Source organism: Streptomyces sp. NPDC090127, from assembly GCF_044746945.1.
Lineage (GTDB): Bacteria > Actinomycetota > Actinomycetes > Streptomycetales > Streptomycetaceae > Streptomyces.
The window spans coordinates 908,080-930,737 of sequence record NZ_JBIVDE010000002.1; the positions used below are offsets into that span (position 1 = coordinate 908,080).

The following is a 22,658-nucleotide window of genomic DNA, read 5'->3' on the forward strand; positions in this document are numbered from 1 at the left end:
CCGGCAGCACGCACCCGACATGAACGAGATCGTGGGCAGCCACGACCTCCTCCTGGTCACGCTCGACACCCTCCGGTACGACGTGGCCGCCGAACTCGCCGCCGCCGGCCGCATCCCGAACCTCGCCCGGCACCTCCCCGACGGACGGTGGGAGCGCCGGCACGCCCCCGGCAGCTTCACGTACGCCTCCCACCAGGCGATCTTCGCCGGGTTCCTGCCGACCCCGGCCACCCCCGGCCCGCACCCCCGGCTCTTCGCGGCCCGGTTCGCGGGCAGCGAGACGACCACCGACGGCACCTTCGTGTACGACACCCCCGACCTCGTCTCCGGCCTGGCCGAGGAGGGCTACCGCACCGCGTGCGTCGGCGGCGTCGGCTTCTTCAACGGGCAGGGCCCGCTCGGCTCGGTGCTGCCGGGACTGTTCGAGGAGAGCCACTGGGAGCCCGCCTTCGGCGTCGCCTCCCCGACCTCGTTCGAGTCCCAGGTGACGAGGGCCGAGGAGATCGTCGCCGGGCTCCCCGCCGAGCAGCGGCTCTTCCTGTTCGTCAACGTCGCCGCCCTGCACCAGCCCAACTGGTTCCATCTCCCGGGCGCGACCCGGGAGTCCGGCGACACCCGCGCCTCGCACGCGGCGGCCCTGGTCCACGTCGACCGGCACATCGGCCGCCTCTTCGCCGCCATGAGCAGCCGCCGCCCCTGCTTCGCGATCGTCTGCTCGGACCACGGCACCGCGTACGGAGAGGACGGCTTCACCGGCCACCGGCTCGGCCACGAGAGCGTCTGGACCGTTCCGTACGCCCAGTTCCTCCTGGACGGCCCGGACCGGGCGGAGATCGCGTGAACCCGTCGCCGCGCCCGTACGAGAGCTACGTCTACGCCTACCCGCACAAGACGGCGTACCGCCCGCTCCCGGACCCCGCTCCCTCCCTCGCCGCGCTCTGGCGCGACGAGCCGAAGGACGCCCTCTCCCTCTACGCCCACATACCCTTCTGCGAGGTCCGCTGCGGCTTCTGCAACCTCTTCACGCGGATCGGCGCCCCGGACGAGCTGACGACCCGCTACCTCGACGCCCTCGACCGCCAGGCGTCCGCCGTCCGCGAGGCGCTCGGCGACCGGGGGCCGGTCCATTTCGCCACGGCCGCCTTCGGCGGGGGTACGCCCACCTTCCTCACCGCCGGGGAGCTGGAGCGGCTCTGCGACATCGCGGAGAAGCGGACGGGCGTCGACCTGCGTGCCGTCCCGCTCTCCGTCGAGACCTCCCCTTCGACCGCGACCGCCGACCGGCTCGCGGTCCTCGCCGAGCGCGGTGCCACCCGGCTGAGCATCGGCGTGCAGAGCTTCGTGGAGGCGGAGGCCCGCGCCGCCGTGCGCCCCCAGCGCCGCGCCGACGTCGAGGGGGCGCTCGGCCGCATCCGGGAGACGGGCGTCCCCGTCCTCAACATCGACCTGATCTACGGCATCGACGGCCAGACCGACCGGAGCTGGACCCGGTCGCTCGACGCGGCCCTCGCCTGGCGGCCCGAGGAGCTGTACCTCTACCCCCTGTACGTCCGTCCCCTCACCGGCCTCGGCCGGCTCGCCGCCACCGCCGACCGGGAGTGGGACGAGCAGCGGCTGCGGCTCTACCGGCACGGCCGAGACCATCTGCTCGCCCGGGGCTACGAGCAGGTCTCGATGCGCATGTTCCGGCGCACCGACGCCCCGCCGCAGGGCGCCGACGACTACGCCTGCCAGACCGACGGCATGATCGGCCTGGGCTGCGGGGCCCGCTCCTACACCTCGTCGCTGCACTACTCCTTCGACTACGCCGTCGAGATGCGGGAGATCCGCGCGATCATCGACGACTACACCACGACGGAGGACTTCACCCGGGCGCGGGTGGGCCGCCCGGTCGACGCGGACGAGGCGCGCCGCCGCCATCTGCTCCAGTCCCTCCTCCAGGTCCGGGGCATGGAGACGGACACGTACGAGGAGCGGTTCGGCGCGTCGCCGTTCGCGGACTTCCCGGCGGAGTTGGGCCGGTTCGAGGCGCTGGGCTGGCTGGACGCGACCGCGCCCGACGGGCTGCTGCGGCTCTCCCCCGAGGGCCTCGCGCACTCGGACGCGCTCGGCCCCGCGCTCTTCTCGCCGGCCGTCCGGGCGGCGATGGCCGCCTACGACCCGAGGTAGGGAGCTGTCGTGGACCTGACGATCCTGTACCGCGGGCCGCTCGCCTCCTGCGACTACGACTGTCCCTACTGCCCGTTCGCCAAGCGCCGTGACAGCCGCGAACAGCTGCGGGCCGACCGCGCCGCGCTGGAGCGTTTCGCCGCCTGGGTGACCGCGCAGACCGGCGACCGGCTGAGGATCCTCTTCACCCCCTGGGGCGAGGGGCTGGTCCGATCGTGGTACCGGCGCACCCTCACCGAGCTGTCGCACCTGCCGCAGGTCGAGCGGGTGGCGATCCAGACCAACCTGAGCTGCCGCACCGACTGGCTGGCCGAGGCCGACCCCGAGACCCTCGCGCTCTGGTGCACGTACCACCCCGGCCAGACGCCGTACGACCGCTTCCTCGCGAAGTGCCGCGAGCTGGCGGCCCGGTCGGTCCGCTTCAGCGTCGGGGTGGTCGGTCTGCCCGCGCACCGGGAGCACGCGCTGCGCCTGCGCGAGGACCTCCCGCCCGAGGTCTACCTCTGGGTGAACGCGGCCGACGGGCACACGTACACCGACGAGGAGGCCGAGAGCTGGACGGCCCTCGACCCCCTCTTCCCGTACAGCCGCCGTCCGCACCGCTCCGCCGGGCTGCCGTGCCGGACCGGTGAGTCGGTGGTCTCGGTGGACGGTGACGGGACCGTGCGCCGCTGTCACTTCGTCAAGGCCGAGCTGGGCAACCTGTACGACGGGTCCTACCGGGCCGCGCTGCGCCCGCGCGCCTGCCCGCTCGCGGCCTGCGACTGCCACATCGGCTACGTCCACCTGGAGACGCTGCCGTTGTACGACGTGTTCGCGGGCGGGGTCCTGGAGCGGATTCCGGCCGGGCGCGCGGGAGCGCCGGGCCGGGCGGTCAGAGGGGCATGAGGTCGCCGAGCGGCATCAGGTCCGGCCGCTTGGCGGCCACATGGTCGCCCGAGCTCTCGCCGCGCAGCCGCCGTCCGATCCACGGGACGAGGTACTCCCTGGCCCACTGGATGTCGTCGCGGCGGACCTCCAGGGTCCCCCTCGGCGGCAGCGGCGGCCAGACCTGGTCCGGGTCGGCCGGCACGTCCATGCCGAGGACCTGGGCGGCGCGCAGCGCGACCCGGGTGTGCCCCTCGGGCGAGAGGTGCAGCCGGTCGTTGTCCCAGGCCCGCCTGTCCTGCACGGACTTGAGCGACCAGAGGTCGAGGACCGGGCAGTCGTAGCGGTCGGCGATGGCCCGGACATGGGCGGTGTAGGTGGCGATCTTGCCGCGCAGATGCCGCAGCACGGGGACGTCGCGGGTGTCGAAGCCGGTGGTCACCATCACCGTGCCGACGGCCGAGGTGAGGTCGGCGACGGCGCGCTCGAAGCGCTCGGCGACGTCGTCGGGGTCGGTGCCGGGGCGAATGATGTCGTTGCCGCCCGCGCAGAAGGTCACCAGGTCGGGAGCGAGCTCCTTGGCCCTGGGGACCTGTTCCGCCACGATCTGGTCGAGGAGCCGGCCCCGGACGGCCAGGTTGGCGTAACGGAATACGTCGTGCTCCGGCAATTGGTCGGCGAGCAGGACCGCGAAACGGTCGGCCCAGCCGGCGAACGTCCCGTCGGGCCCGGGATCTCCCACACCCTCGGTGAAGCTGTCACCGATCGCCGCGTACGACCCGAATGCGCGTATGTCTCTTGATCTCGAATCGTCTGCCACGGGAGCTCATCTTTCCCTTATGCATGTGACCTACGCGACCGTAAGGAGGGGTTGACGCCGGGTGAGATACGCCACCGGTCAAGATTCCGCCAAGCCGGAATACGCCACAGGGGCCCGGCACTCGGAAGTGCCGGGCCCCTGTGGGGTGCTGCGGGTGAACGCGAAGGCGTCAGACGCCGACGCCGTGCTGGCGCAGGTAGGCCAGCGGGTCGATGTCCGAGCCGTAGCTCGGGCCGGTGCGGATCTCGAAGTGCAGGTGCGGACCGCTGGAGTTGCCGGTCGAGCCGGAGAGGCCGATCTGCTGACCGCCGGTCACGGTCTGGCCCGCCGAGACGGAGAGGGAGGAGAGGTGGGCGTACTGGGAGTACGTGCCGTCGGCGTGCTGGATGACGACCTCGTTGCCGTACGAACCGCTCCAGCCGGCCGAGTGGACGGTGCCCGCGCCGACGGCCTTGACCGAGGTGCCGGAGGCGGCGATGAAGTCCGCACCGGTGTGGTAGCCGGAGGACCACATCGAGCCGGAGGCCCGGTACGGGGTCGAGATGCCGCCGCTGACCGGGGCGACCCAGCCGGAGGAGGCCTTGGCCGGGGCGGACTGCGCCGAGCCGGAGTTCTCGGTGGGGGCCGTGGAGCGGTCCGAGGAGCGGGAGCTGCGCGTCTCGCTCGCGTCGGAGGAGGACTTCTCCGCCTTGGGCGCGGCCTTCGGGGTCTTCGGCGCGGCCTTGGGGGCCTCGGCCTTCGGGGCGGCCTTGGCCGTCGACTTGGCGCCGAGGGTGAGCTTCATGCCCGGCAGGATCAGCGACGGGTCCTCGCCGACGACCTGACGGTTGTCGGAGTAGAGCTTCTGCCAGCCGCCCGCGAGGTGGTGCTCGGCGGCGATCTTCGACAGGTAGTCGCCGGGGGCGACGGAGTACGTCTTCGGCTTCGCGGCGGCGGGGGCCTTCGCGGGAGTGGCGGCGACGGCGGCGACGGCCTTCTCGGACGTCACGGTCGGAGCGGCCTTCTCGGCGGCGTGGGCTCCGGTCGCGCCGAGCAGCGGCAGGGCGACGACGGCGCCGCCCGTGCCGGCGGCGACGAATCCACGCGTGATCGGGTTGACCTTGGGACGGCGGTGCTTACCCTTCGCGGGCATGGCGAATTCCTCTCCGTCGCCTACGAGGTGAGCTGTCGGGTTCGGACTGGAGATGTCCGGCCGCGTTCTCACGCGGCTTCACCCCGAGCCGTCCGGATCGACCGGTGCGGCGTACTTACCTGGGTCCCCCGCTCCTGCCGTACGTGGATGGGGATGGGTGCGGATTCCGGACGGTGGCAGGATTCGGCGGTCCGACCGGATTGACGGTGACGCTAGACGAGCAGGGTCGAGCCGAACAAGCCGCCGTTTTCCGTTCGCATTCCAGAGCGTGATATCCGCTCCGCATTCCGGTCACCCTCCGTGGATGACGGCGGATCGATTTCCTTTTCCGGCAGGGGAATTACGCCCGGCGATCAGGCACGGTCCGTCACTTCTATGACGCTGCTCACGCCGCGAAACCCATCTCCCCTGCAACCAGGGCGCGTTATATCGAAGGCCCTAATTCGGACAGAACGCCCATTCCCCTACCCAGAGGTGCGGAGGCCCCCCGGCACCCGGGATGATTGCGCCAGGAATCGATCAGGACCCGATCGCGATCCGCCAACCTTCAGGAGCACCCGTGACGCAGCAGCTGCCCCAGATCTCGCCGACCGAACCCGAGCTCACCGGGGTACGCAACTTCCGGGACGTGGGCGGACTGCCGACCGTGGACGGCGGGACGGTGCGCTTCGGCCGCCTCTTCCGCAGCGGCCACCTCGCGCACGCCACGGAGGACGACGCCGCGTTCCTCACCACCCTCGGGCTGCACACGATCTTCGACTTCCGCAATCAGGCCGACGTCAAGATCGAGGGCCCGGACGTCGAACTGCCCGGCGTACGGAACGTGAACATTCCGCTCAACGACCCGGCCGACGGCAAGGAGTTCTGGAAGCTCGTCAGCTCGGGCGAGCTGGAGCAGCTCCGCGCCATCCTCGGCGACGGCAAGGCCGCGACCCGAATGTCTGATTCGTACCGCAAGATGATCGTCGAGCGGACGGCGGAGCACAGCCGCATCCTCCACGCGCTCGCCGAGGACAGCGTCCCCGCCCTCATGCACTGCGCGGCCGGCAAGGACCGGGCCGGCCTCTCCATCGCCATCGCGCTGCTCGCGGTGGGCGTCGAGCGCGAGGCGATCGAGGCCGACTACGTGAAGTCGAACGACCCGCACCGCCGTTACAAGGTGCGCCGCAGCTCCACCTCCGCGGACGCGATGGCGCCCGAGGTGATGGAGCTGATCAGCCCGCTGTTCGACGCGCGTGTGGAGTATCTGCGGGCCGCGTTCGAGACGATGGAGCAGACCTGGGGGACGGCCGAGAACTACCTCACGGACGGTCTGAAGCTCAGCGCGGAGACCCGCGCGCGCCTGCGCGAGCGGCTCGTCAAGGACGCGTGACGGCGCCCCTCGCGGTCACTGGTTCTGCCCGCCGAGGGCGAACAGCAGATAGAGGAAGGCGGCGAAGAGGTGCCCCGCCACGAGGTACGCGAAGAGGCGGAGCACCAGCCCCTTGGGGAACTGGCCGGCCTCGCGCTCCTCGCCGGTGACGGGGGCGCGCTTTCCGGACTTCTCCGACATGACGGTCCTTTCCGAAGGGCTCAGCGCGGATGCGGAGCGGCGCCGTCGCCGAGACACAGCTCGGCGACGGGGCTCTGCATCAGCGTGTGGACGAAGAGCAGCTCGGCCCCGCCGCGACCGGCGGCGCCGATGCGGTGCGGGGTGAGCGAGTCGAAGTGCGCGCTGTCCCCGGGATCCAGGACGTGGACGGCGTCGCCGAGGGCGAGACGCACCTGCCCGTCGAGGACGTGCAGCCACTCCTCGCCGGGATGGACGCGCACGATGTCGGCGCGGGTGGCGTACGGAACGTGCACACGGAGCGCCTGCAGGGCCCGGCCGGGCCCCCCTGCCTGGCGGTAGGTCCAGCCGTCGGCCTCGACGGGCTCGGACCGGCCGGCCCGGACGATCGGATCACGCTCGGCCGGAACCTCGCCCAGGAGCGCGGAGACCGTCGTACCGTAGATGCGGGCCAGGGCGAGCAGCATCGGCAGCGAGGGCTGCCGATGGCCCGTCTCGAGCCGGGAGAGATGGGCCGGTGAGAGCCCGGCCCGCTGCGCGGCGACCTCCAGGGTCAGCCCGCGCCGTCGGCGCAGCCCACGCAGCTGCGGGGCGACGTCCGGCAGGACGGCGGCCGGGTCAGGTCCGGCGGGATCCGGTGCGACGGGACCCGGTACGGCAGGATCCTGTGCGGCAGGGTCCGGGGAAGGTTCCCCGGGGAGGTGCTCCATGGCTCCATTCCGCCAGGAACTTTCCTCTCAGGCAAATTTCTTGCCCCAGAGGCAAGTCACGCTCGGGCCACCCTGTCAGCGCTGGGCGACCGCCTGCTTGACCAGCGTCTTCCCGAAGTCCCACATCAGCCCGCCACCGCCGTGGGCGTCGTCCATCACCGCCGTGAACGCGGTCACGAAGCGGTCCACGTCGGCCTCGTCGATGATCAGCGGCGGAATCAGCTTGATCACCTCCAGATGGTCGCCCGACACCTGGGTCAGGATCCGGTGCCGTTGGAGCAGCGGCACGACGACCATCTGCGCGAAGAGCCCCTTCCGGGCCGCCTGGAGCATCGTCCACCGGCTGCGCAGCCCCAGCGACGAGGGGCGGCCGAACTCGATCCCGATCATCAGCCCGCGGCCGCGGACCTCGTGCAGCAGCTCGTACCGCGGTACGAGTTCCTTCAGGCGCGAGGAGAGCAGCTCGCCGATCCGGCGCGCGTGCGCCACCGTCCCCTCGTTCTCCATCACCGAGAGCACGGCGAGTCCCGCCGCCATGGCCTGCGCGTTCGAACCGAAGCTGGCGGAGTGGACGAGGACGCGGTCCATGGACGAGTAGACCTTCTTGAAGATCCAGTCCTTGCCGAGCGTCGCGCCGACCGGGACGTATCCGCCGGAGAGCGCCTTGGCGACACAGAGCAGGTCCGGTTCGACGCCCTCCTCGTGTTGGTACGCGTAGAAGTCACCGGTCCTGCCGAGCCCGGTCTGCACCTCGTCGGCGATCAGCAGGGCGCCGTGCCGGTGCAGCAGCTCCTGGGCGGCGCGCAGGAAGCCCGGCGGGGCCTCGTGCACCCCCTTGCCCTGGATCGGCTCCACGACGAACGCGGCCACATCGCCCTTCCCCAGCTCCCGCTCCAGGGCGTCGAGGTCGCCCAGCGCGATCGCCGTGTCGGGCAGCAGCGGGGCGAAGCCGTCCCGGAAGCCCTTCTCGCCGTTGACCGACAGGGAGCCGGTGGTCAGGCCGTGGAAGGCGTGGGAGCAGTAGAGGATCCTGGGGCTCCCGGTGGCGTACCGGGCGAACTTCAGGGCGGTCTCCACCGCTTCCGTACCGCTGTTGCCGAAGAAGACCCGGTCGAGGTGGGGGCTGTGGGAGAGCAGCCGCTCGGCGAGCAGGCCCGGCAGCGGCTGGCAGTCGAAGCGGGTGAGGTCGGCGAGCTGGGCGTCGAGCACGTCGTGGAGCGCCTTGCGGACGACGGGGTGGTGCCGGCCGAGGCCCATGACGCCGAAGCCGGCCAGCATGTCGAGGTGGTCGACTCCGTCGGCGTCCCAGAAGTGGGCTCCCTCGGCCCGCTCGTAGACCCGGTCGAAGCCGATCGTGTGCAGCATGCGCGGGAGCTGGTGGTTGAGGTAGCGGCTGTGCAGCTCGTAGCGCTCCGCCCCGCGCTCGGCGAGCAGTGCCGAGAGGTCGAACTCCTTGCTCATCGCCCCTTCTTCCGGGTCAGTGCGGCGCTGATGTTCCCGGCGATCTCCACCGGGGTGAGGCCGAGGTCGGCGAGCACCTCGCCGCGCTTGGCGTGGGCCAGGAACTGTTCGGGGATGCCGAAGGTCCTCAGCGGGACGTCGACCCCCGCGTCGCGCAGGGCCTGACCCACCGCCGCGCCGACACCGCCGGTACGGACGCCGTCCTCGACGACGGCGACCAGACGATGCCGCTCGGCGAGCGGGGCGAGGGCCTCGTCGACGGGCTTGACCCAGCGGGGGTCGACGACGGTGCAGCGGACGCCGCGTCCGGCGAGCAGGTCGGCGGCCTGGAGGCAGACCTCGGCCATGACCCCGACGGCGACGAGGAGCACGTCCGCGTCCTGCCCCGCGGGCTCCAGCAGGACGTCCATGGAGCCGATCCGCCCGACGGCCGCGACCGCCGGGCCCACCGTCTCCTTGGGGAAGCGCAGCACGGTCGGGGCGTCGTCGACGGCGACGGCCTCGCGCAGCTGGGCGCGCAGCTGGTCGGCGTCGCGGGGCGCGGCGAGCCGCAGCCCGGGCACGACCTGGAGGATCGACATGTCCCACATGCCGTTGTGGGAGGGCCCGTCGGTGCCGGTGACCCCGGCCCGGTCAAGGACGAAGGTGACGCCGCACCGGTGCAGGGCGACGTCCATCAGCAGCTGGTCGAAGGCGCGGTTGAGGAAGGTCGCGTAGACCGCGACGACCGGGTGGAGCCCGCCGGCGGCGAGGCCCGCGGCCGAGACCACGGCGTGCTGCTCGGCGATGCCGACGTCCCAGACCCGGTCGGGGAAGCGCTCGGCGAACGTCGTCAGGCCGACCGGGTGGAGCATCGCGGCGGTGATCGCGACGACGTCCGGCCGCTCGGCCCCGATCTCGGCGATGGCGTCCCCGAAGACGGAGGTCCAGGAGGGGCCGGTCGAGGGGGCGAGGGGTTCGCAGGTGACCGGGTCCATGGCGCCGACGGCGTGGAAGCGGTCCGCCTCGTCCTCCAGGGCGGGGCGGTAGCCGCGGCCCTTCTCGGTGAGGCAGTGGACCAGGACCGGCCCGGGGAAGCGCTGGGCGTGGCGCAGGGCGGACTCGACGGCCGCGAGGTCGTGGCCGTCGACGGGACCGATGTACTTCAGCCCCAGATCCTCGAAGAGCCCTTGCGGGGCGAACGTCTCCTTGAACCCCTTCTTCGCGCCGTGCAGCGATCCGTAGAGCGGCGGTCCGATCACGGGCGTGTGCTGGAGGACGTCCTTGCCCCAGGCGAGGACCCGCTCGTATCCCTCGCTGGTGCGCAGGGCGGCCAGGTGGTCGGCGAGGCCCCCGATCGTCGGGGCGTAGGAACGCTCGTTGTCGTTGACGACGACGATCAGGGGCCGGTCCCGGGCGGCGGCGATGTTGTTCAGCGCCTCCCAGGCCATGCCCCCGGTCAGGGCTCCGTCGCCGATGACGGCGACCACGTGGTCGGGCCGCCCGGCGGCCTCGTTGGCCTTGGCGAGGCCGTCGGCCCAGCCGAGGACGGTCGAGGCGTGCGAGTTCTCGATGACGTCGTGCTCCGACTCCTCGCGGGAGGGGTAGCCGGAGAGCCCGCCCTTGCAGCGCAGCTTGGAGAAGTCCTGCCGCCCGGTGAGGAGTTTGTGGACGTAGCTCTGGTGTCCGGTGTCCCACAGGATGCGGTCGTCGGGCGAGTGGAAGACCCGGTGCAGCGCGAGGGTCAGCTCCACCACGCCGAGGTTGGGTCCCAGATGGCCGCCCGTCCTGGCGACCGCCTGGATGAGGAACTGCCGGATCTCCGCCGCCAGTTCGTCGAGCTCCGCGCCGCTCAGCGGCCGGAGGTCGCGCGGCCCCCGGATGGTCTCCAGAATCGTCATGCTCGGCCCCCTTTCGTCGTACGGTGCTGAGGTGTGCGGGAGGCCCGCGGCCCTGGGGCGCGCGGGCCTCCCGTACGCGTCATGTCATCCGCGGTTGCCGGAGACGGTCTCGCGGGCCGCCCGCAGGGACTCCTTCAGCGAGCCCATGGTGGCGAGGACCGCGGTCGGTTCGTAGCCGCAGTGCGCCATGCAGTTGGCGCAGCGCGGGTCCTTGCCCCGGCCGTACTTGTCCCAGTCGGTCTCCTCGATCAGCTCCCGGTAGGTGGGGACGTACCCGTCGCTCATCAGGTAGCAGGGGCGCTGCCAGCCGAAGAGCGAGTAGTTCGGGATCGCCCACGCGGTGCAGGGGAAGTCCGCCTTGCCCTCCAGGAAGTCCAGGAAGAGCGGCGAGTGGTTGAGCCGCCACCGTCTGCGGTTGCCGCCGGCGAAGGCCTTCTTGAAGAGCTCGCGGGTCTGCTCGACGCCGAGGAAGTGCTCCTGGTCCGGGGCCTTCTCGTACGCGTACGCGGGCGAGATCATCATCTCGTCGACCTGGAGGTCGTCGTTGAGGTAGTTGAGCACCTCGATGATGGTCTGCGGGGTGTCGGTGTTGAAGAAGGTCGAGTTGGTGGTGACCCGGAAGCCGCGTCGCTTGGCCTCCTTGATCGCCGCCACCGCCTCGTCGAACACGCCCTCCTTCGCGACGGACTCGTCGTGCCGCTCGCGCAGCCCGTCGATGTGCACCGCGAAGGCGAAGTACGGCGAGGGGGTGAACTTCTCCAGCTTCTTGCGCATCAGCATCGCGTTGGTGCAGAGGAAGACGTACTTCTTCTTCGCGACCAACTGGCGCACGATCTCGTCGATCTGAGGGTGCATCAGAGGCTCGCCGCCGGCGATGGAGACCATCGGCGCCCCGGACTCCAGGACGGCGCCGACGGCCTGGGCGACCGGCATCCGCTGCTTGAGCACACCGGCCGGGTGCTGGATCTTTCCGCAGCCCTCGCACGCGAGGTTACAGGCGAACAGGGGCTCCAGTTCGACGATGAGGGGGAACTTGTCCCGCTTGCGGAGCTTCTGTTCGATGAGATAGGTCCCGACCCGGATGGACTGACGGAGCGGCATGGCCATAACTCGCTCACCTCCTGGGGAGCAGCAAAGAACGGTGCCATTCGAAGAATGCGGGAAGGACGGCACGAAGAACACGGAACGCCGATATTCCACCGCGTACCGTGCCGATCCGGACCAGTTCATGTTCTGGAGCGTCCACGACCACCCGTACGGCCGCAACCGGACGCGGTCCGGCCGCCAGCGCGGTGCGGAGCGTGGCGGCGGACTCCATGTCGACGGCGATGGCGCCGGTGGCGCGCAGGTCGGCCCGCTCCTGGCCCCGGACGACGTGGGCGGAGCCGGTCAGCGGCCCGGTGTGGACGGTGCGGCCGGGCACGGCCCGCGACAGGGCCTTCACCAGGAGCTCGGTCCCGGTGCAGGTGGTGACGGCGCCGGGGCCGTCCGGTCCGCCCAGGGTCTCCTCCGCGACGACGAGGTCGCCGGGGTGCATCCCGGGGGCGAGCCCGGCGCAGAAGCCCGAGGCGATGACGGCGGCGTCCCGCCAGGGCTCCCGGTCGAGGGCCGCGGCGACGCCCCGGCGGGCGTGGGCGGGGCCCATGCCGGTGCGGACCACGGTGAAGGCGCCGGGCGCCCCGGTCCGGCCGCCGCTGCGCAGGGCGAGCTGCTCGATGCCGAGCGCGCAGACGATCAGCAGCGGCGGCGCCGCGGAGCCGGACGGCGGCCCCGGCTCTTCGCCCATCACTCCTCCCTGGAGACGGTCGGTTCACCGTTCACGTAGCGGCCGAGGGCCGTGAGCGGGAACACCTGCCGGTAGAGGTGGTAGTTGATGGAGAAGTCCCAGGGGAAGCCGGTTCCGGTGAAGTACGGTTCGTCCCAGGAGCCGTCGGCCTTCTGCGTCCCGGCCAGCCAGGCGACGCCCCGTTCCACGGCCTTGGTGTCGCGTTCGCCGGCGGCGAGCAGCGCGAGCAGCGCCCAGGCGGTCTGCGAGGCGGTCGAGACACCGTGGCCGACCCAGGCCCGCTCCTTGTACGAGCGGAGGTCCTCGCCCCAGCCGCCGTCCTCGTTCTGCACGGACTCCAGCCAGGCGACGGCCCGGCGGATCGCCGGGTGGGAGTGGGGCAGTCCGGCGGCGGTGAGCGCCGGGACCACCGAACCCGTCCCGTACACGTAGTTGACGCCCCAGCGGCCGAACCAGGCCCCGTTCGGCTCCTGCGCGGCGAGCAGCCACTCGATTCCCCTGCGGGTACGGGGATGGTGGGCCTTGCCCTCGTAGGCGAGCATCTCCACCACATGGGCGGTGACGTCGGCGGAGGGCGGGTCGATGACCTCGCCGAAGTCGCAGAACGGCAGCCGGTTGGGGAAGGGGCTGGTGTTGTCGGCGTCGAAGGCGGCCCAGGCGCCGTTCTTCGACTGCATCCCGAGGGTCCAGCGGGCGCCCCGGGCGATGGCCGCCTCGACCCGGGAGGGGTCGGGATGCCTGACCCGGCGCAGCGCGAGGAGTACCTCGGCGGTGTCGTCGATGTCCGGGTAGTTGTCGTTGTGGAACTCGAACGCCCAGCCGCCCGGGGGCAGTCCGGGCCGACGGACGGCCCAGTCGCCGGGCCGGACGATCTCCTCGCCGAGCATCCAGTCCGCCGCCCGCACGAGCGCCGGATGGTCGGCCGGGAGGCCCGCGTCGGCGAGGGCGATCGTGGCCAGGCAGGTGTCCCAGACGGGCGACTGGCAGGCCTCGATCATGCGCGAGCCGTCCTCGCGCCAGACGGCGAAGCGGTCGAGCGACTCCAGACCGGCCCGCATGACCGGGTGTTCCAGGTCGTAGCCGAGCAGGTGCAGGGCGATCACCGAGTAGACGGCGGGGGGCTGGATGCCGCCCCAGCAGCCGTCGTTCTCCTGGCGTTCGACGATCCAGCGGGCGGCGACGTTCATCGCGGCCGTACGCAGCCGGCGCGGGGCGAGCTTGTGGTAGACGTGCAGCGCCCTGTCGAGCCGCTGGAAGAAGCCGTCCCAACTCGCGGCGGACGCGAGGGGTTTCGCCGGATTCGGCCGGGCCGGATCGATGTGCAGCTCGTCCAGCTGAAAGGGCGCGGGCCGCACCGGCCGCTTGGCGGAGACCACGGTGAGCGGCACGATGGTCTGCCGGGCCCAGCAGCCGAAGTCGTAGATGTTGAGCGGGAACCACGTCGGCAGGAAGATCAGTTCGGGCGGCAGCTCGGGCAGGTCGTCCCACTTCCACCAGCCGAAGAGGGCGAGCCAGATCCGGGTGAAGACGCGGGAGGCGGCGATCCCGCCCCGGGCCCGGATCCAGGTGGCGGCACGGGCCATGTGCGGGTCCTCGGGCAGGTCCCCGGCCAGGCGCAGCGCGACGTACGCCTCGATGGTGGCGGAGAGCTCGCCGGGTCCACCGTAGAAGGTGGCCCAGGTGCCGTCCTCGCGCTGCTCGCCGCGGATGTGCTGGGCGGCGGCGCGAGTGGTGGCCTCGTCCAGGATGCCGAGGAACTGGCGCAGGAGAAGGTCTTCGGCGTCCATGGTGACGTTGGTCTCCAGGTCGCCCTTCCACCAGCCTTCCGCGTCCTGGCGGCCGAGCAGGTGTGCGATGGAGCGTTCCGCCGCCCGCCCGGCCGCCTCTTCGAGGCCGCCGTCGGCGGGCGCGGTGATGGTGGTGTCGCTGGCCGCGGTCGTCCGGGGGCCCACGGCCCCGGCGCTTCCGTCGGTCGTCGCTGTCATGGCTTCCCCTTCGTGCAGTCGAATACTTCTGCTTCATCGGGTCTGCCGTCGGCCGGCGCCGGGAGGCACCGGCCGGCGACTGCGCACTCATATCAGGGTGATGGTGATCATCTCTTCCGTACGACGACGAAGTCGGCGAGCGCGGTGAGCTGCGCCCTGACCCGCTCGGGCATGTCCACCTCGTGCAGCGCCCGGATGGCGATGGTGTGCTGGCGGCGCGCCTCCTCGGAGGTCCACTCGCGTCCGCCGGCCTCCTCGATGAGGGCCGCGCGGGTGGCGAACTCCTCCTCGGAGAAGGTGTCGAAGTCGCTGCTCTTGGCGTCGGCGGCGAGCAGCTCGCCGAGCCGCTCGGAGGCCGGGCCGCCGGCCGCGAGGGCGGCGACCACGGGCAGGGACTTCTTGCGCTGGCGCAGGTCGCTCCAGGTCTGCTTGCCGGTGGACTCCGGGTCGCCCCAGATGCCGAGGAGGTCGTCGACGGCCTGGAAGGCGAGGCCGAGGTGGTAGCCGTACTCCTCCAGCTTGTCGGCCGTGCGGTCGTCGGCGCCGCCGAGGACCGCGCCGATGGAGACGGCGCAGGCGAGCAGGGCGCCGGTCTTGTTGCCCTCCATCTCCAGGCACTCCTCGACGGTGACCCGCTCGCGGTGCTCGTAGGAGATGTCCTGGGCCTGACCGTCGATCAGCTTCCGCGTGGCGGTGGTGAGTCGACGGGTGGCGCGGCCGGCCTCGACCGTGCCGAGTTCGAGCAGCAGTTCGTTGGCGAGGGCGAAGAGCGCGTCGCCGACGAGGATCGCCTGCGCGGGGCCGTGCACCTTCCAGACGGTGTCGCGGTGGCGCCGCTGCTCGTCGCCGTCCATCAGGTCGTCGTGGAGCAGCGAGAAGTTGTGGACCAGCTCCACGGCGACGGCGCCGGGGACACCGACCTCGGGGGCGACGCCCGCGGCCTCGGCGGAGAGCAGCGCGAGAGCGGGGCGTACGGCCTTGCCGCTGTCCCCCTCGGCCGGGTTGCCCTGGGCGTCGATCCAGCCGAAGTGGTAGGCGGCGACGGTGTCCATGGGCGGGGCGAGCCGGTCGACGGCCGCTCGCAGGACGGGGGTGGACAGGGCCCGCCCGCGCTCCAGCAGAGCGGTGACGTCCGCGGTGTCGACGGCCGGGTTCACCGGGGGCACAGTCGGCACGGTCTCTCCTCTTGTTCCAGTACTCACACTCATACCGCCTCCTGCAGCGGATGTTCATGGCGGCGGCCGAGGGCGGAGAGTGCGGCGCCCGCGGCGCTGAAACCACTGCGGACGGCACCCTCCATGGTCGCGGGCCAGCCGGTGGCGGTCCACGCGCCGGCCAGGTGGAGGCCGGGGGCGTGGGTACGGGCGGCGGGGCGGAGCCGGCCGACGCCCGGAGTGGGGGCGAACGTCGCTGTCCGCTCCCGTGTGACGAAGAAGTCCCGGACTCCGGCGCCGCGCGCGGCGGGCAGCAGGCGCTCCAGCTCGGGCAGGTACCGCTCGCGCAGGGCGGCGACGGGCGCGTCGATCTCGTCCTGCGCGGCGGACTGGGAGACGGCCAGGTACTGTCCGCCGCCCTGGAGACCGGAGGAGTCGGTGCGGTCGAAGACCCACTGCACCGGCGAGCCGAGCGCGGTGAAGAAGGGCTGCCTGAGCACCTTGCGGTCGTAGACGACGTGCACGTTGAGGATGGGCGCGGTGCCGATGTCGAGGAGCCGGTCCGGGTCGTCCAGGGCGCCGTCGGGGAGCAGTTCGTGGGTCTCGCGCTGCGGTACGGCGAGGACGACGGTGTCCGCCTCGATGGTCTCCCCCGCCACGTCGACGGCCCAGCGGCCGTCCTCGGTACGGCTGATCCGCTCCGCCTTGGTCCGCAGTTCGGTGCGGACGCCGAGGGAGTCGAGGGCTTTGCGGACGAGGGTGTCGTGGAGTTCGCCGAGGGGGACGTGGGCCCAGCCGATGTCGGCGGCGCCCGGCTCGGAGAGCAGCCCGGTCCTGAAGACCATGGCGGCCAGGCCCATGGAGGCGTCGGCCGCGGTGGCGTTGAGGGTGGCGACGCCGACCAGGTCCCAGAGGGCCTCGATGGCGCGCGGGGACTGGCCGTGCCGGCCGAGCCAGGTCGCGAAGTCGATGCCGTCGAGCGCCGGGTCGGCGGGGTCGAGTGCCTTGAGCGCGAGCGCGGCACGGCCGACGCTCGCCCGCTCGGCGAGGGAGAGGTGCGGGTAGGTCGCCAGGCTCCTGGCGAGGTGCAGCGGTACGGGCAGGTTGGCGCGCCGCAGCCGGCCGAGGCGGGGGCCGCGGGGGTGGGCGACGTCCAGGACGGGCACGTCGAGCCGGTCCTGGAGGGGTGCGAGGTGGGCGCCGTCGATCCGGTCGAGGAACCAGCGGTAGGCGGTGCAGCAGCGCAGATAGACGTGCTGTCCGTTGTCGACGGTGAGGTCGCCGCGGCGGAAGGAGAACGCGAGCCCGCCGAGTCGCGGCCGCCCTTCGAGGAGCGTCACGCGCAGCCCGGCGTCGGCGAGTTGGAGCGCGGCGGTGGTTCCGGCGAGCCCGCCGCCGACGACGACGGCGTGCGCGGCGGCGCCGCCCCGGTCCGTCTCCCGCTCGTTCATGCCGCCTCCCCTGGGGTCGCCGCAGTCAGGGACGCCGTCCTGCGGCGTGGGGTTGCCCGGTGCCGGGCCGCGTACCCTCCCATCAGGCACGCCTCCTGACGGACCGTCGGGAGATGTGGCGGGTGTCGAGGCCGGAGAGGCCGCGCACGGCGACGTACGCCTTCTCCCGGCCGGGCAGCGAGACGCGGCCGCGCAGCACCGCCTCCGGGTCGCGTTCGATCCGGTCGAGGAGGCGGCGGTAGATCCCGGCCATCGCGGCGACGCAGGCGCCGCTGCGCCGGTCGAGCATCGGCAGCAGCCGGTAGCCCTCGGCGAAAAGGGCGCGGGCACGCCGCACTTCGAAGTGGACGAGCCCGGTGAAGTCGGCGCCTTGGGGCGGGGTCTCGCGCCCGAAGCCGTCGCCGCAGCCGAACTTGGCGAGGTCGTCGGCGGGCAGGTAGGTGCGGCCGTTGCCGGCGTCCTCGCGGACGTCGCGGAGGATGTTGGTGAGCTGGAGGGCGAGGCCGAGGGTGTCGGCGTACTCCGGGGCGCGTTCCACGCCCTGCGCGCCCGGCTGGGCGCCGAAGACGCCGAGCGAGAGCCTGCCGATGGCGCCCGCGACGCACCGGCAGTAGACCTTGAGGTCGTCCCAGGTCTCGTACGTCTCGCCGCGGACGTCCATCAGGACGCCGTCGATGAGTTCGTCGAGGCCACTCAGTGGGATCGGGAAGCGCCGGGAGGCGTCGGCGAGGGCCACGGCGACGGGGTCGGTGTCGTCCTCGTCGACCTTGTCGTGCCGGACCCGGTCCAGGAGCAGCCGGGTCCCCTCCAGCCGTTCCCGCTTGGCCTCGGGCGCGAGTCCGCCGTCGCCGATGTCGTCGACGCGTCGCGAGAACGCGTACAGCGCGGACATGGCCTGTCGCTTGTCGGTCGGCAGGAGCCGGATCCCGTAGGCGAAGTTGCGCGCCTGCTGTCCGGTGACGGCCTCGCAGTAGCTGTACGCGGCCTGCACCGGCGCGGACGCCTCCGTCTGTGCCTCCACGGTCCGGCTCACCCCTCTCTCCGCGCTCTCAGCAGGACCGTTCCCGCTTGGCGCATCAGACTCGGTTTGGTGGGCTTGGGCGGCCCGGGCAGGACGTCGAACCCGGCGGCGGCGATCGCGTCGAGCGCGGCGAGACCACCGGCGGTGAAGCCGGTGAGCAACAGGCGCAGCCGGCCGCGCACGCTGCCCACCAGCGGGGTGCCGTCCCGCAGCAGCGCGCGGGCGCGATCGGCCTCGAAGGCGATCAGGGCGCGCACGGAGGCGTTGGCGGTCGGCCGGGCCAGGTCGTCCTCGGTGACGTGGAAGCGCTTCATGTCCTCGGCGGGCAGGTAGATCCGGTCCCGGCCGAGGTCCTCGGCGACGTCCTGGAGGTGCTCGACGATCTGCAGGGCGGTGCAGACGGCGTCGGAGCGGCGGACGCGCTCGGGGGTGGCGGTTCCGGTGATCCCGAGGACGAGCCGGCCGACGGGGTTCGCGGAGAGTTCGCAGTACGCGAGGAGGTCGTCGTAGGTCTCGTAGCGGCGCACCAGCTGGTCCTGGCGGTTGGCCGCGATCAGGCCGAGGAAGGGCTCGGGGCCCAGGTCGCGGCGGTGCACGGTCGGCTGGAGGGCGCGCAGCAGGGGGTGGCGGGGCGCGCCGTCGAAGACCCGCAGGAGGTCGCTCTCGAAGGCGTCGAGCATCGCGAGCCGGTCGTCCGCCCACTCGGGGGTGACGCCGAGGTGGCGGGCGTCGGCCCCGCCGGGGGCGAGGTCGCCGTCGCCGATGTCGTCGACGAGCCGGGCGTAGCCGTAGACGGCCATGAGGTCGTCGCGCCAGGCGCGCGGCAGGAAGAAGGGGGCCACGGGGAAGTTCTCGTCCGCGGCCTTGTCGAGGGTGGTGCGCGAGGAGGCGTCGGGGCGCACCTGCCGGGTTCCCGTCACTGGCCGCTGCCCGACGCGGGGACGGCGACACCCTCGTGGAGCTGGAGATTTCGCGTCATGGCCGTCACATCTCCTGTTCTACACTGCCGATCCAATCCATCCTATTTCGGACACGCCACCGGTCCGCCCCCGGAGGGCTCACCGCCTGACGCCCGGGGATGCCTAGGGGGTATCGCCCCACTTGCCACGAATCAGCACCGGTACAGCTTACGTTGTACAACGCCGAGTGCCTCGTCGGGGTGCCGGGCGCTCCGCGAGAACATCAGTCGGAGTGTCAACCCTCCACGGGGCGACGGAAGTTCAGCTTCCGGCCGGCGCCCGGTCGGCGCGGGCGCCCGAGAGCACCAGGGCGAGGGTGGACTCCACGACATCGGTGCGGCGCTGCTCCGGAAGGCCGCCCAGGGGGCCGTCGAGGAGCAGGAGGGACAGTCCGTGCACGGCCGACCACGTGGCGGCCCCGGCGTCCGGCCGGGCGCGCCGCTCCACCCGGCCGGCCCCTGCCAGGGCGTGCAGGGCCTCCGTGAGCAGGGCGAACGCACGGAACTCGGGTTCGGGTGCGGCGGGCCGGCCGGGCGGCGCCCAGGGGTCGCCGCAGGCCGCGCGCGGAGTGCAGAAGGCCGCCCGGTAGAGACCCGGCTGCTCCAGGGCGAAGCCGACGTAGCCCCGGCCGAGGGCGGCGAGGCGCAGCTCGGCGGCGACGGTGGGGTCGTCGGCGCCCGGGACGCGCTCGGCGGCCCGCTCCATGGAGTCGGCGAGCGCGCGCTGGGCGTGGGTCTTGACGGCCCTGAGCAGCTCGCCACGGCCGTCGAAGTGCCGGTAGGCGGCGGTGGGCGAGACGCCGACCCGGCGGGCCGCCTCGCGCAGCACCACGCGTTCGGGGCCGCCCTCGGTGGCGAGGTCGACGGCGGCGCAGATCAGCGCGTTGCGCAGGTCGCCGTGGTGGTAGGTCTTTCCCCCCGAGAACGCTGCCATGGGCTCATCCTGCCCGATGTTGACCGCATGAACATTCCAGGTGGGAAGGGGCGCGGAGGAGCGGGACGGGGAACGCGAAGGCCCCCGCCTGCGCGGCGGGGGCCTCCGTACGCGGTTCGGGCTACCTCGCGGTCTCGCGCTCGTACGCCCGCAGGACTTCCTCCGTGGGGCCGTCCATCAGGAGCTCGCCCTTCTCCAGCCACAGGACGCGGTCGCAGGTGTCCCTGATCGACTTGTTGCTGTGGCTGACCAGGAAGACGGTGCCGGCCTCCTTGCGGAGCTCCCGGATGCGCTCCTCGGAGCGGATCTGGAACCTGCGGTCACCGGTGGCCAGGGCCTCGTCGATCATGAGGACGTCGTGGTTCTTGGCGGCCGCGATGGCGAAGCGGAGCCGGGCGCCCATGCCGGAGGAGTACGTCCGCATGGGCAGGCTGATGAAGTCGCCCTTCTCGTTGATGCCCGAGAAGTCGACGATGCCCTGGTAGCGCTCGCGGATCTCTTCCTTGCTCATCCCCATGGCGAGGCCGCCGAGGATGACGTTGCGCTCACCGGTGAGGTCGTTCATGAGCGCCGCGTTGACGCCGAGCAGCGAGGGCTGGCCGTCGGTGTAGACCTTGCCGCTCTCGGTGGGCAGCAGGCCGGCGATGGCGCGCAGCAGGGTGGACTTGCCGGAGCCGTTGCTGCCGATGAGGCCGATGGCCTCGCCCCGGTAGGCGGTGAAGGTGACGCCGCGGACGGCGTGCACCTTGCGGACGCCGCGGGTGACCTCGGCCTTGCCCTTGCCGAGGATCCGGCTGAGGGCCGCGGTGGCGCTGCCCTTGCCGCCGCCACCGGTGTTGACCCGGTAGACGATGTGGACCTCGTCGGCGATCACGGTGGGAACGCGTCCCTGGGTGGTGTCAGCCACGGCCGTACCTCTCCTCGGCCTTCCAGAAGTAGACGAAGCCGCCGATGCCGATCGCCAGCGCCCAGCCGAGCGCCGCCATCCAGACGTGCGACGGCAGGTTGGAGGAGCCGTAGTCGTCGATCAGGGCGAACCGGATCAGGTCCATGTAGAGGGCCGCCGGGTTGTACATGAGGACGTCGGCGATCCAGGCCGGCTTGTCCGCGAGCATCACCGGGATGGAGAACATCACGCCGGAGGCGTACATCCAGGTGCGCATGACGAAGGGCATCAGCTGCGCGAGGTCGGGCGTCTTGGAGCCCATCCTCGCCATGATCATGGCGAGGCCGACGTTGAACACGAACTGCAGGAACAGCGCGGGAACCAGGAGCAGCCAGCTCAGCGACGGGTAGCTGCCGAAGGCGACCACGATCGCGGCGAGCACGATCATGGAGAAGAGCAGCTGCTGGAGCTGCTGGAGCGCGAACGAGATGGGCAGCGAGGCGCGCGGGAAGTGCAGGGCCCGGACGAGGCCGAGGTTGCCGGAGATCGCCCGGACACCCGCCATCACCGAGCTCTGGGTGAAGGTGAAGACGAAGATCCCGGTGACCAGGAACGGGATGTACACCCTGGTCGGCATGCCCTGGCCGGCGCCCAGGATGAGCCCGAAGATCAGGAAGTAGACACCGGCGTTCAGCAGCGGGGTCGCCACCTGCCAGAGCTGGCCGAGCTTCGCCTGGCTGTACTGCGCCGTCAGCTTCGCCGAGGAGAAGGCGAGGATGAAGTGGCGCCGCCCCCAGAGCTGGCGGACGTACTCGAAGAAGCCCGGCCGGGCACCGCTGACCGACAGACCGTACTTCGATGCCAGCGCGGCCGGGGTGAGGCCGTCGTCGGCGGATGGCGGGGCGCTCGTCGCGACCGCGCCGTCGTGGGTTGTGTCACTCACAGATCGGAACTTTCGTATTCAGATGCGCGGTATGTCAGGCGCCACGTGTCAGACGCCACGTGTCAGACGACGGGCGGGCGTCCCAGTCGGGTCAGCCGCCACACCGTACGCCATTTCATGGGCCGACGCGGTCCGCAGGGGGTGGCCCAGCCCTCCCGGAAACCGCCGAGCCACGCCTTCAGCGCGGGCCCCGAAGGACGCCGCGCGAGGGTGAGGAGCAGCCAGACACCGAGATAGACGGGAACCAGGAGTGCGGGGAGGTTGCGCCGGGCCAGCCATACCCGGTTGCGGGCCACGTTGTAGTGGTACGTCGCGTGCCGGGACGGTGGCGTGGTGGGGTGGAGCAGCACCATGTCGGAACGGTAGTCGATCATCCAGTTGGCGTCGAGGGCCCGCCAGGCCAGATCGGTCTCCTCGTGCGCGTAGAAGAACTCGTCGGGCAGCCCGCCGACTTCGTCGAGGACCTGGGTGCGGACGGCGTTCGCGCCACCGAGGAAGGTGGTCACGCGGGAGGACCGCATCGGGTCGGCCGCGCGCAGCCTGGGGACGTGCCGGCGCTGGGTGAGGCCGGTCTCCGGGTCCGCGATCCGGAAGCTGATGATGCCGAGCCGCTCGTCTGCGGCGAACGCCCCGCGGACCAGCTCCGCGGTGTCGGCGCGCTCCAGCAGACCGTCGTCGTCCAGGAAGAGCAGGGCGTCGACGGGGCCGCAGGGACCCTCGGGGCCGAAGGCCTCGATACCGACGTTACGGCCGCCGGGGATGCCCAGGTTCTCGGGCAGGTCGATGGTGTGGACGCCCTCGGGGACCCCCGTGACGGGGGCGCCGTTGCCGACGACGACGACCTCGACCGGGTCACCCTCCTGCTTGGCCACCGACTCCAGCAGCGCGCGCAGGTCGTCCGGGCGGTTGCCCATCGTGATGATGACGGCACCCAGCTTCATCGACGTACTCA

General features: G+C 72.0%; 21 protein-coding genes and 1 riboswitch. Of the genes, 4 read left to right on the forward strand and 17 right to left on the reverse strand.

All coding sequences use genetic code 11. The annotated features are described in order from the left end of the window. Positions 1-19: 19 nt before the first annotated feature. Genes ACIPPS_RS09605 through ACIPPS_RS09615 form a run of 3 tightly spaced genes read left to right on the forward strand, consistent with a single transcriptional unit; the run spans position 20 to position 3,057 of the window. Entirely contained in the window at positions 20-841 is an 822-nt protein-coding gene (locus ACIPPS_RS09605) for an STM4013/SEN3800 family hydrolase (RefSeq protein WP_401428891.1), read from the forward strand. After that, entirely contained in the window at positions 838-2,169 is a 1,332-nt protein-coding gene (locus ACIPPS_RS09610) for an STM4012 family radical SAM protein (protein ID WP_401428893.1), read from the forward strand. The genes ACIPPS_RS09605 and ACIPPS_RS09610 overlap by 4 nt, the downstream gene beginning before the upstream one ends. 9 nt (positions 2,170-2,178) lie before the next feature. Continuing rightward, positions 2,179-3,057 (forward strand): STM4011 family radical SAM protein, encoded by an 879-nt coding sequence (locus ACIPPS_RS09615; protein WP_401428896.1) that lies wholly within the window; start codon positions 2,179-2,181, stop codon positions 3,055-3,057. On the opposite strand, the gene ACIPPS_RS09620 is transcribed toward ACIPPS_RS09615, so the two are convergent. Continuing rightward, entirely contained in the window at positions 3,044-3,856 is an 813-nt protein-coding gene (locus ACIPPS_RS09620) for an SGNH/GDSL hydrolase family protein (protein ID WP_401428898.1), read from the reverse strand. The two genes, ACIPPS_RS09615 and ACIPPS_RS09620, sit on opposite strands and share 14 nt — an antisense overlap. 169 nt (positions 3,857-4,025) lie before the next feature. Then, positions 4,026-4,988, reverse strand: coding sequence for a peptidoglycan DD-metalloendopeptidase family protein (locus ACIPPS_RS09625; RefSeq protein WP_401428900.1), 963 nt, complete (start codon positions 4,986-4,988; stop codon positions 4,026-4,028). Positions 4,989-4,992: 4 nt separating this feature from the next. Continuing rightward, a riboswitch (cyclic di-AMP (ydaO/yuaA leader) is annotated at positions 4,993-5,158 on the reverse strand. A gap of 389 nt (positions 5,159-5,547) precedes the next feature. Here ACIPPS_RS09625 and ACIPPS_RS09630 point away from each other — a divergent pair. Further along, positions 5,548-6,360 (forward strand): tyrosine-protein phosphatase, encoded by an 813-nt coding sequence (locus ACIPPS_RS09630; RefSeq protein WP_401428903.1) that lies wholly within the window; start codon positions 5,548-5,550, stop codon positions 6,358-6,360. Between the two features lie 15 nt (positions 6,361-6,375). Here the strand turns inward: ACIPPS_RS09630 and ACIPPS_RS09635 are convergent, their stop codons facing one another. The 15 genes from ACIPPS_RS09635 to ACIPPS_RS09705 form a co-directional block, all read right to left on the reverse strand. Then, on the reverse strand, positions 6,376-6,540 hold the full coding sequence (locus tag ACIPPS_RS09635; protein ID WP_401428906.1) for a DUF6126 family protein: 165 nt from the start codon (positions 6,538-6,540) through the stop codon (positions 6,376-6,378). A 20-nt stretch (positions 6,541-6,560) separates the two neighbouring features. Further along, the gene (locus ACIPPS_RS09640; protein ID WP_401428909.1) at positions 6,561-7,247 is read right to left on the reverse strand and encodes a helix-turn-helix domain-containing protein; all 687 of its coding nucleotides are present in this window, start codon (positions 7,245-7,247) and stop codon (positions 6,561-6,563) included. A gap of 75 nt (positions 7,248-7,322) precedes the next feature. Next, positions 7,323-8,708, reverse strand: a complete 1,386-nt coding sequence (locus tag ACIPPS_RS09645; RefSeq protein WP_401428911.1) for an aspartate aminotransferase family protein — start codon at positions 8,706-8,708, stop codon at positions 7,323-7,325. Beyond that, positions 8,705-10,588 carry a 1-deoxy-D-xylulose-5-phosphate synthase gene (gene dxs / locus ACIPPS_RS09650; protein ID WP_401428913.1) on the reverse strand — a complete coding sequence of 628 codons (1,884 nt, stop codon included), beginning with the start codon at positions 10,586-10,588 and terminating at the stop codon, positions 8,705-8,707. Before dxs ends, ACIPPS_RS09645 begins: the two co-directional genes overlap by 4 nt. An 84-nt stretch (positions 10,589-10,672) precedes the next feature. After that, positions 10,673-11,695: an adenosyl-hopene transferase HpnH gene (gene hpnH / locus ACIPPS_RS09655; RefSeq protein ID WP_401428915.1), complete on the reverse strand. Its 1,023-nt coding sequence runs from the start codon at positions 11,693-11,695 to the stop codon at positions 10,673-10,675. A 7-nt stretch (positions 11,696-11,702) separates the two neighbouring features. After that, positions 11,703-12,374, reverse strand: a complete 672-nt coding sequence (locus tag ACIPPS_RS09660) for a 1-hydroxy-2-methyl-2-butenyl 4-diphosphate reductase (protein ID WP_401428918.1) — start codon at positions 12,372-12,374, stop codon at positions 11,703-11,705. Beyond that, positions 12,374-14,359 carry a squalene--hopene cyclase gene (gene shc, locus ACIPPS_RS09665; RefSeq protein ID WP_401428921.1) on the reverse strand — a complete coding sequence of 662 codons (1,986 nt, stop codon included), beginning with the start codon at positions 14,357-14,359 and terminating at the stop codon, positions 12,374-12,376. The genes ACIPPS_RS09660 and shc overlap by 1 nt, the downstream gene beginning before the upstream one ends. A 107-nt stretch (positions 14,360-14,466) precedes the next feature. Further along, on the reverse strand, positions 14,467-15,567 hold the full coding sequence (locus ACIPPS_RS09670) for a polyprenyl synthetase family protein (RefSeq protein ID WP_401428924.1): 1,101 nt from the start codon (positions 15,565-15,567) through the stop codon (positions 14,467-14,469). After that, entirely contained in the window at positions 15,564-16,964 is a 1,401-nt protein-coding gene (gene hpnE / locus ACIPPS_RS09675) for a hydroxysqualene dehydroxylase HpnE (protein ID WP_401428927.1), read from the reverse strand. Before hpnE ends, ACIPPS_RS09670 begins: the two co-directional genes overlap by 4 nt. A gap of 82 nt (positions 16,965-17,046) precedes the next feature. Continuing rightward, on the reverse strand, positions 17,047-17,997 hold the full coding sequence (hpnD, locus tag ACIPPS_RS09680) for a presqualene diphosphate synthase HpnD (protein ID WP_401428929.1): 951 nt from the start codon (positions 17,995-17,997) through the stop codon (positions 17,047-17,049). Next, complete coding sequence (gene hpnC, locus ACIPPS_RS09685; RefSeq protein WP_401428931.1) at positions 17,994-18,905, reverse strand: squalene synthase HpnC; 912 nt, start codon at positions 18,903-18,905, stop codon at positions 17,994-17,996. Before hpnC ends, hpnD begins: the two co-directional genes overlap by 4 nt. A 300-nt stretch (positions 18,906-19,205) precedes the next feature. Beyond that, on the reverse strand, positions 19,206-19,877 hold the full coding sequence (locus tag ACIPPS_RS09690) for a TetR/AcrR family transcriptional regulator (protein WP_401428934.1): 672 nt from the start codon (positions 19,875-19,877) through the stop codon (positions 19,206-19,208). 121 nt (positions 19,878-19,998) lie between these two features. Beyond that, positions 19,999-20,784 carry an ABC transporter ATP-binding protein gene (locus ACIPPS_RS09695; RefSeq protein ID WP_401428937.1) on the reverse strand — a complete coding sequence of 262 codons (786 nt, stop codon included), beginning with the start codon at positions 20,782-20,784 and terminating at the stop codon, positions 19,999-20,001. Further along, positions 20,777-21,706, reverse strand: coding sequence for an ABC transporter permease (locus tag ACIPPS_RS09700; protein WP_401428940.1), 930 nt, complete (start codon positions 21,704-21,706; stop codon positions 20,777-20,779). The genes ACIPPS_RS09695 and ACIPPS_RS09700 overlap by 8 nt, the downstream gene beginning before the upstream one ends. 62 nt (positions 21,707-21,768) lie before the next feature. Beyond that, on the reverse strand, positions 21,769-22,647 hold the full coding sequence (locus ACIPPS_RS09705) for a glycosyltransferase family 2 protein (protein WP_401429560.1): 879 nt from the start codon (positions 22,645-22,647) through the stop codon (positions 21,769-21,771). Between the last annotated feature and the right edge of the window lie 11 nt (positions 22,648-22,658).

Coding starts and splice junctions, on each gene's coding strand:
- ACIPPS_RS09640 (WP_401428909.1), bottom strand. CDS start 7,247: ATGGAGCACCTCCCCGGGGAACCTTCCCCGGACCCTGCCGCACAGGAT.
- ACIPPS_RS09670 (WP_401428924.1), bottom strand. CDS start 15,567: ATGAGTGTGAGTACTGGAACAAGAGGAGAGACCGTGCCGACTGTGCCC.
- ACIPPS_RS09605 (WP_401428891.1), top strand. CDS start 20: ATGAACGAGATCGTGGGCAGCCACGACCTCCTCCTGGTCACGCTCGAC.
- ACIPPS_RS09705 (WP_401429560.1), bottom strand. CDS start 22,647: ATGAAGCTGGGTGCCGTCATCATCACGATGGGCAACCGCCCGGACGAC.
- ACIPPS_RS09635 (WP_401428906.1), bottom strand. CDS start 6,540: ATGTCGGAGAAGTCCGGAAAGCGCGCCCCCGTCACCGGCGAGGAGCGC.
- ACIPPS_RS09625 (WP_401428900.1), bottom strand. CDS start 4,988: ATGCCCGCGAAGGGTAAGCACCGCCGTCCCAAGGTCAACCCGATCACG.
- hpnE (WP_401428927.1), bottom strand. CDS start 16,964: ATGAACGAGCGGGAGACGGACCGGGGCGGCGCCGCCGCGCACGCCGTC.
- ACIPPS_RS09660 (WP_401428918.1), bottom strand. CDS start 12,374: ATGGGCGAAGAGCCGGGGCCGCCGTCCGGCTCCGCGGCGCCGCCGCTG.
- shc (WP_401428921.1), bottom strand. CDS start 14,359: ATGACAGCGACGACCGACGGAAGCGCCGGGGCCGTGGGCCCCCGGACG.
- ACIPPS_RS09645 (WP_401428911.1), bottom strand. CDS start 8,708: ATGAGCAAGGAGTTCGACCTCTCGGCACTGCTCGCCGAGCGCGGGGCG.
- dxs (WP_401428913.1), bottom strand. CDS start 10,588: ATGACGATTCTGGAGACCATCCGGGGGCCGCGCGACCTCCGGCCGCTG.
- hpnH (WP_401428915.1), bottom strand. CDS start 11,695: ATGGCCATGCCGCTCCGTCAGTCCATCCGGGTCGGGACCTATCTCATC.
- ACIPPS_RS09690 (WP_401428934.1), bottom strand. CDS start 19,877: ATGGCAGCGTTCTCGGGGGGAAAGACCTACCACCACGGCGACCTGCGC.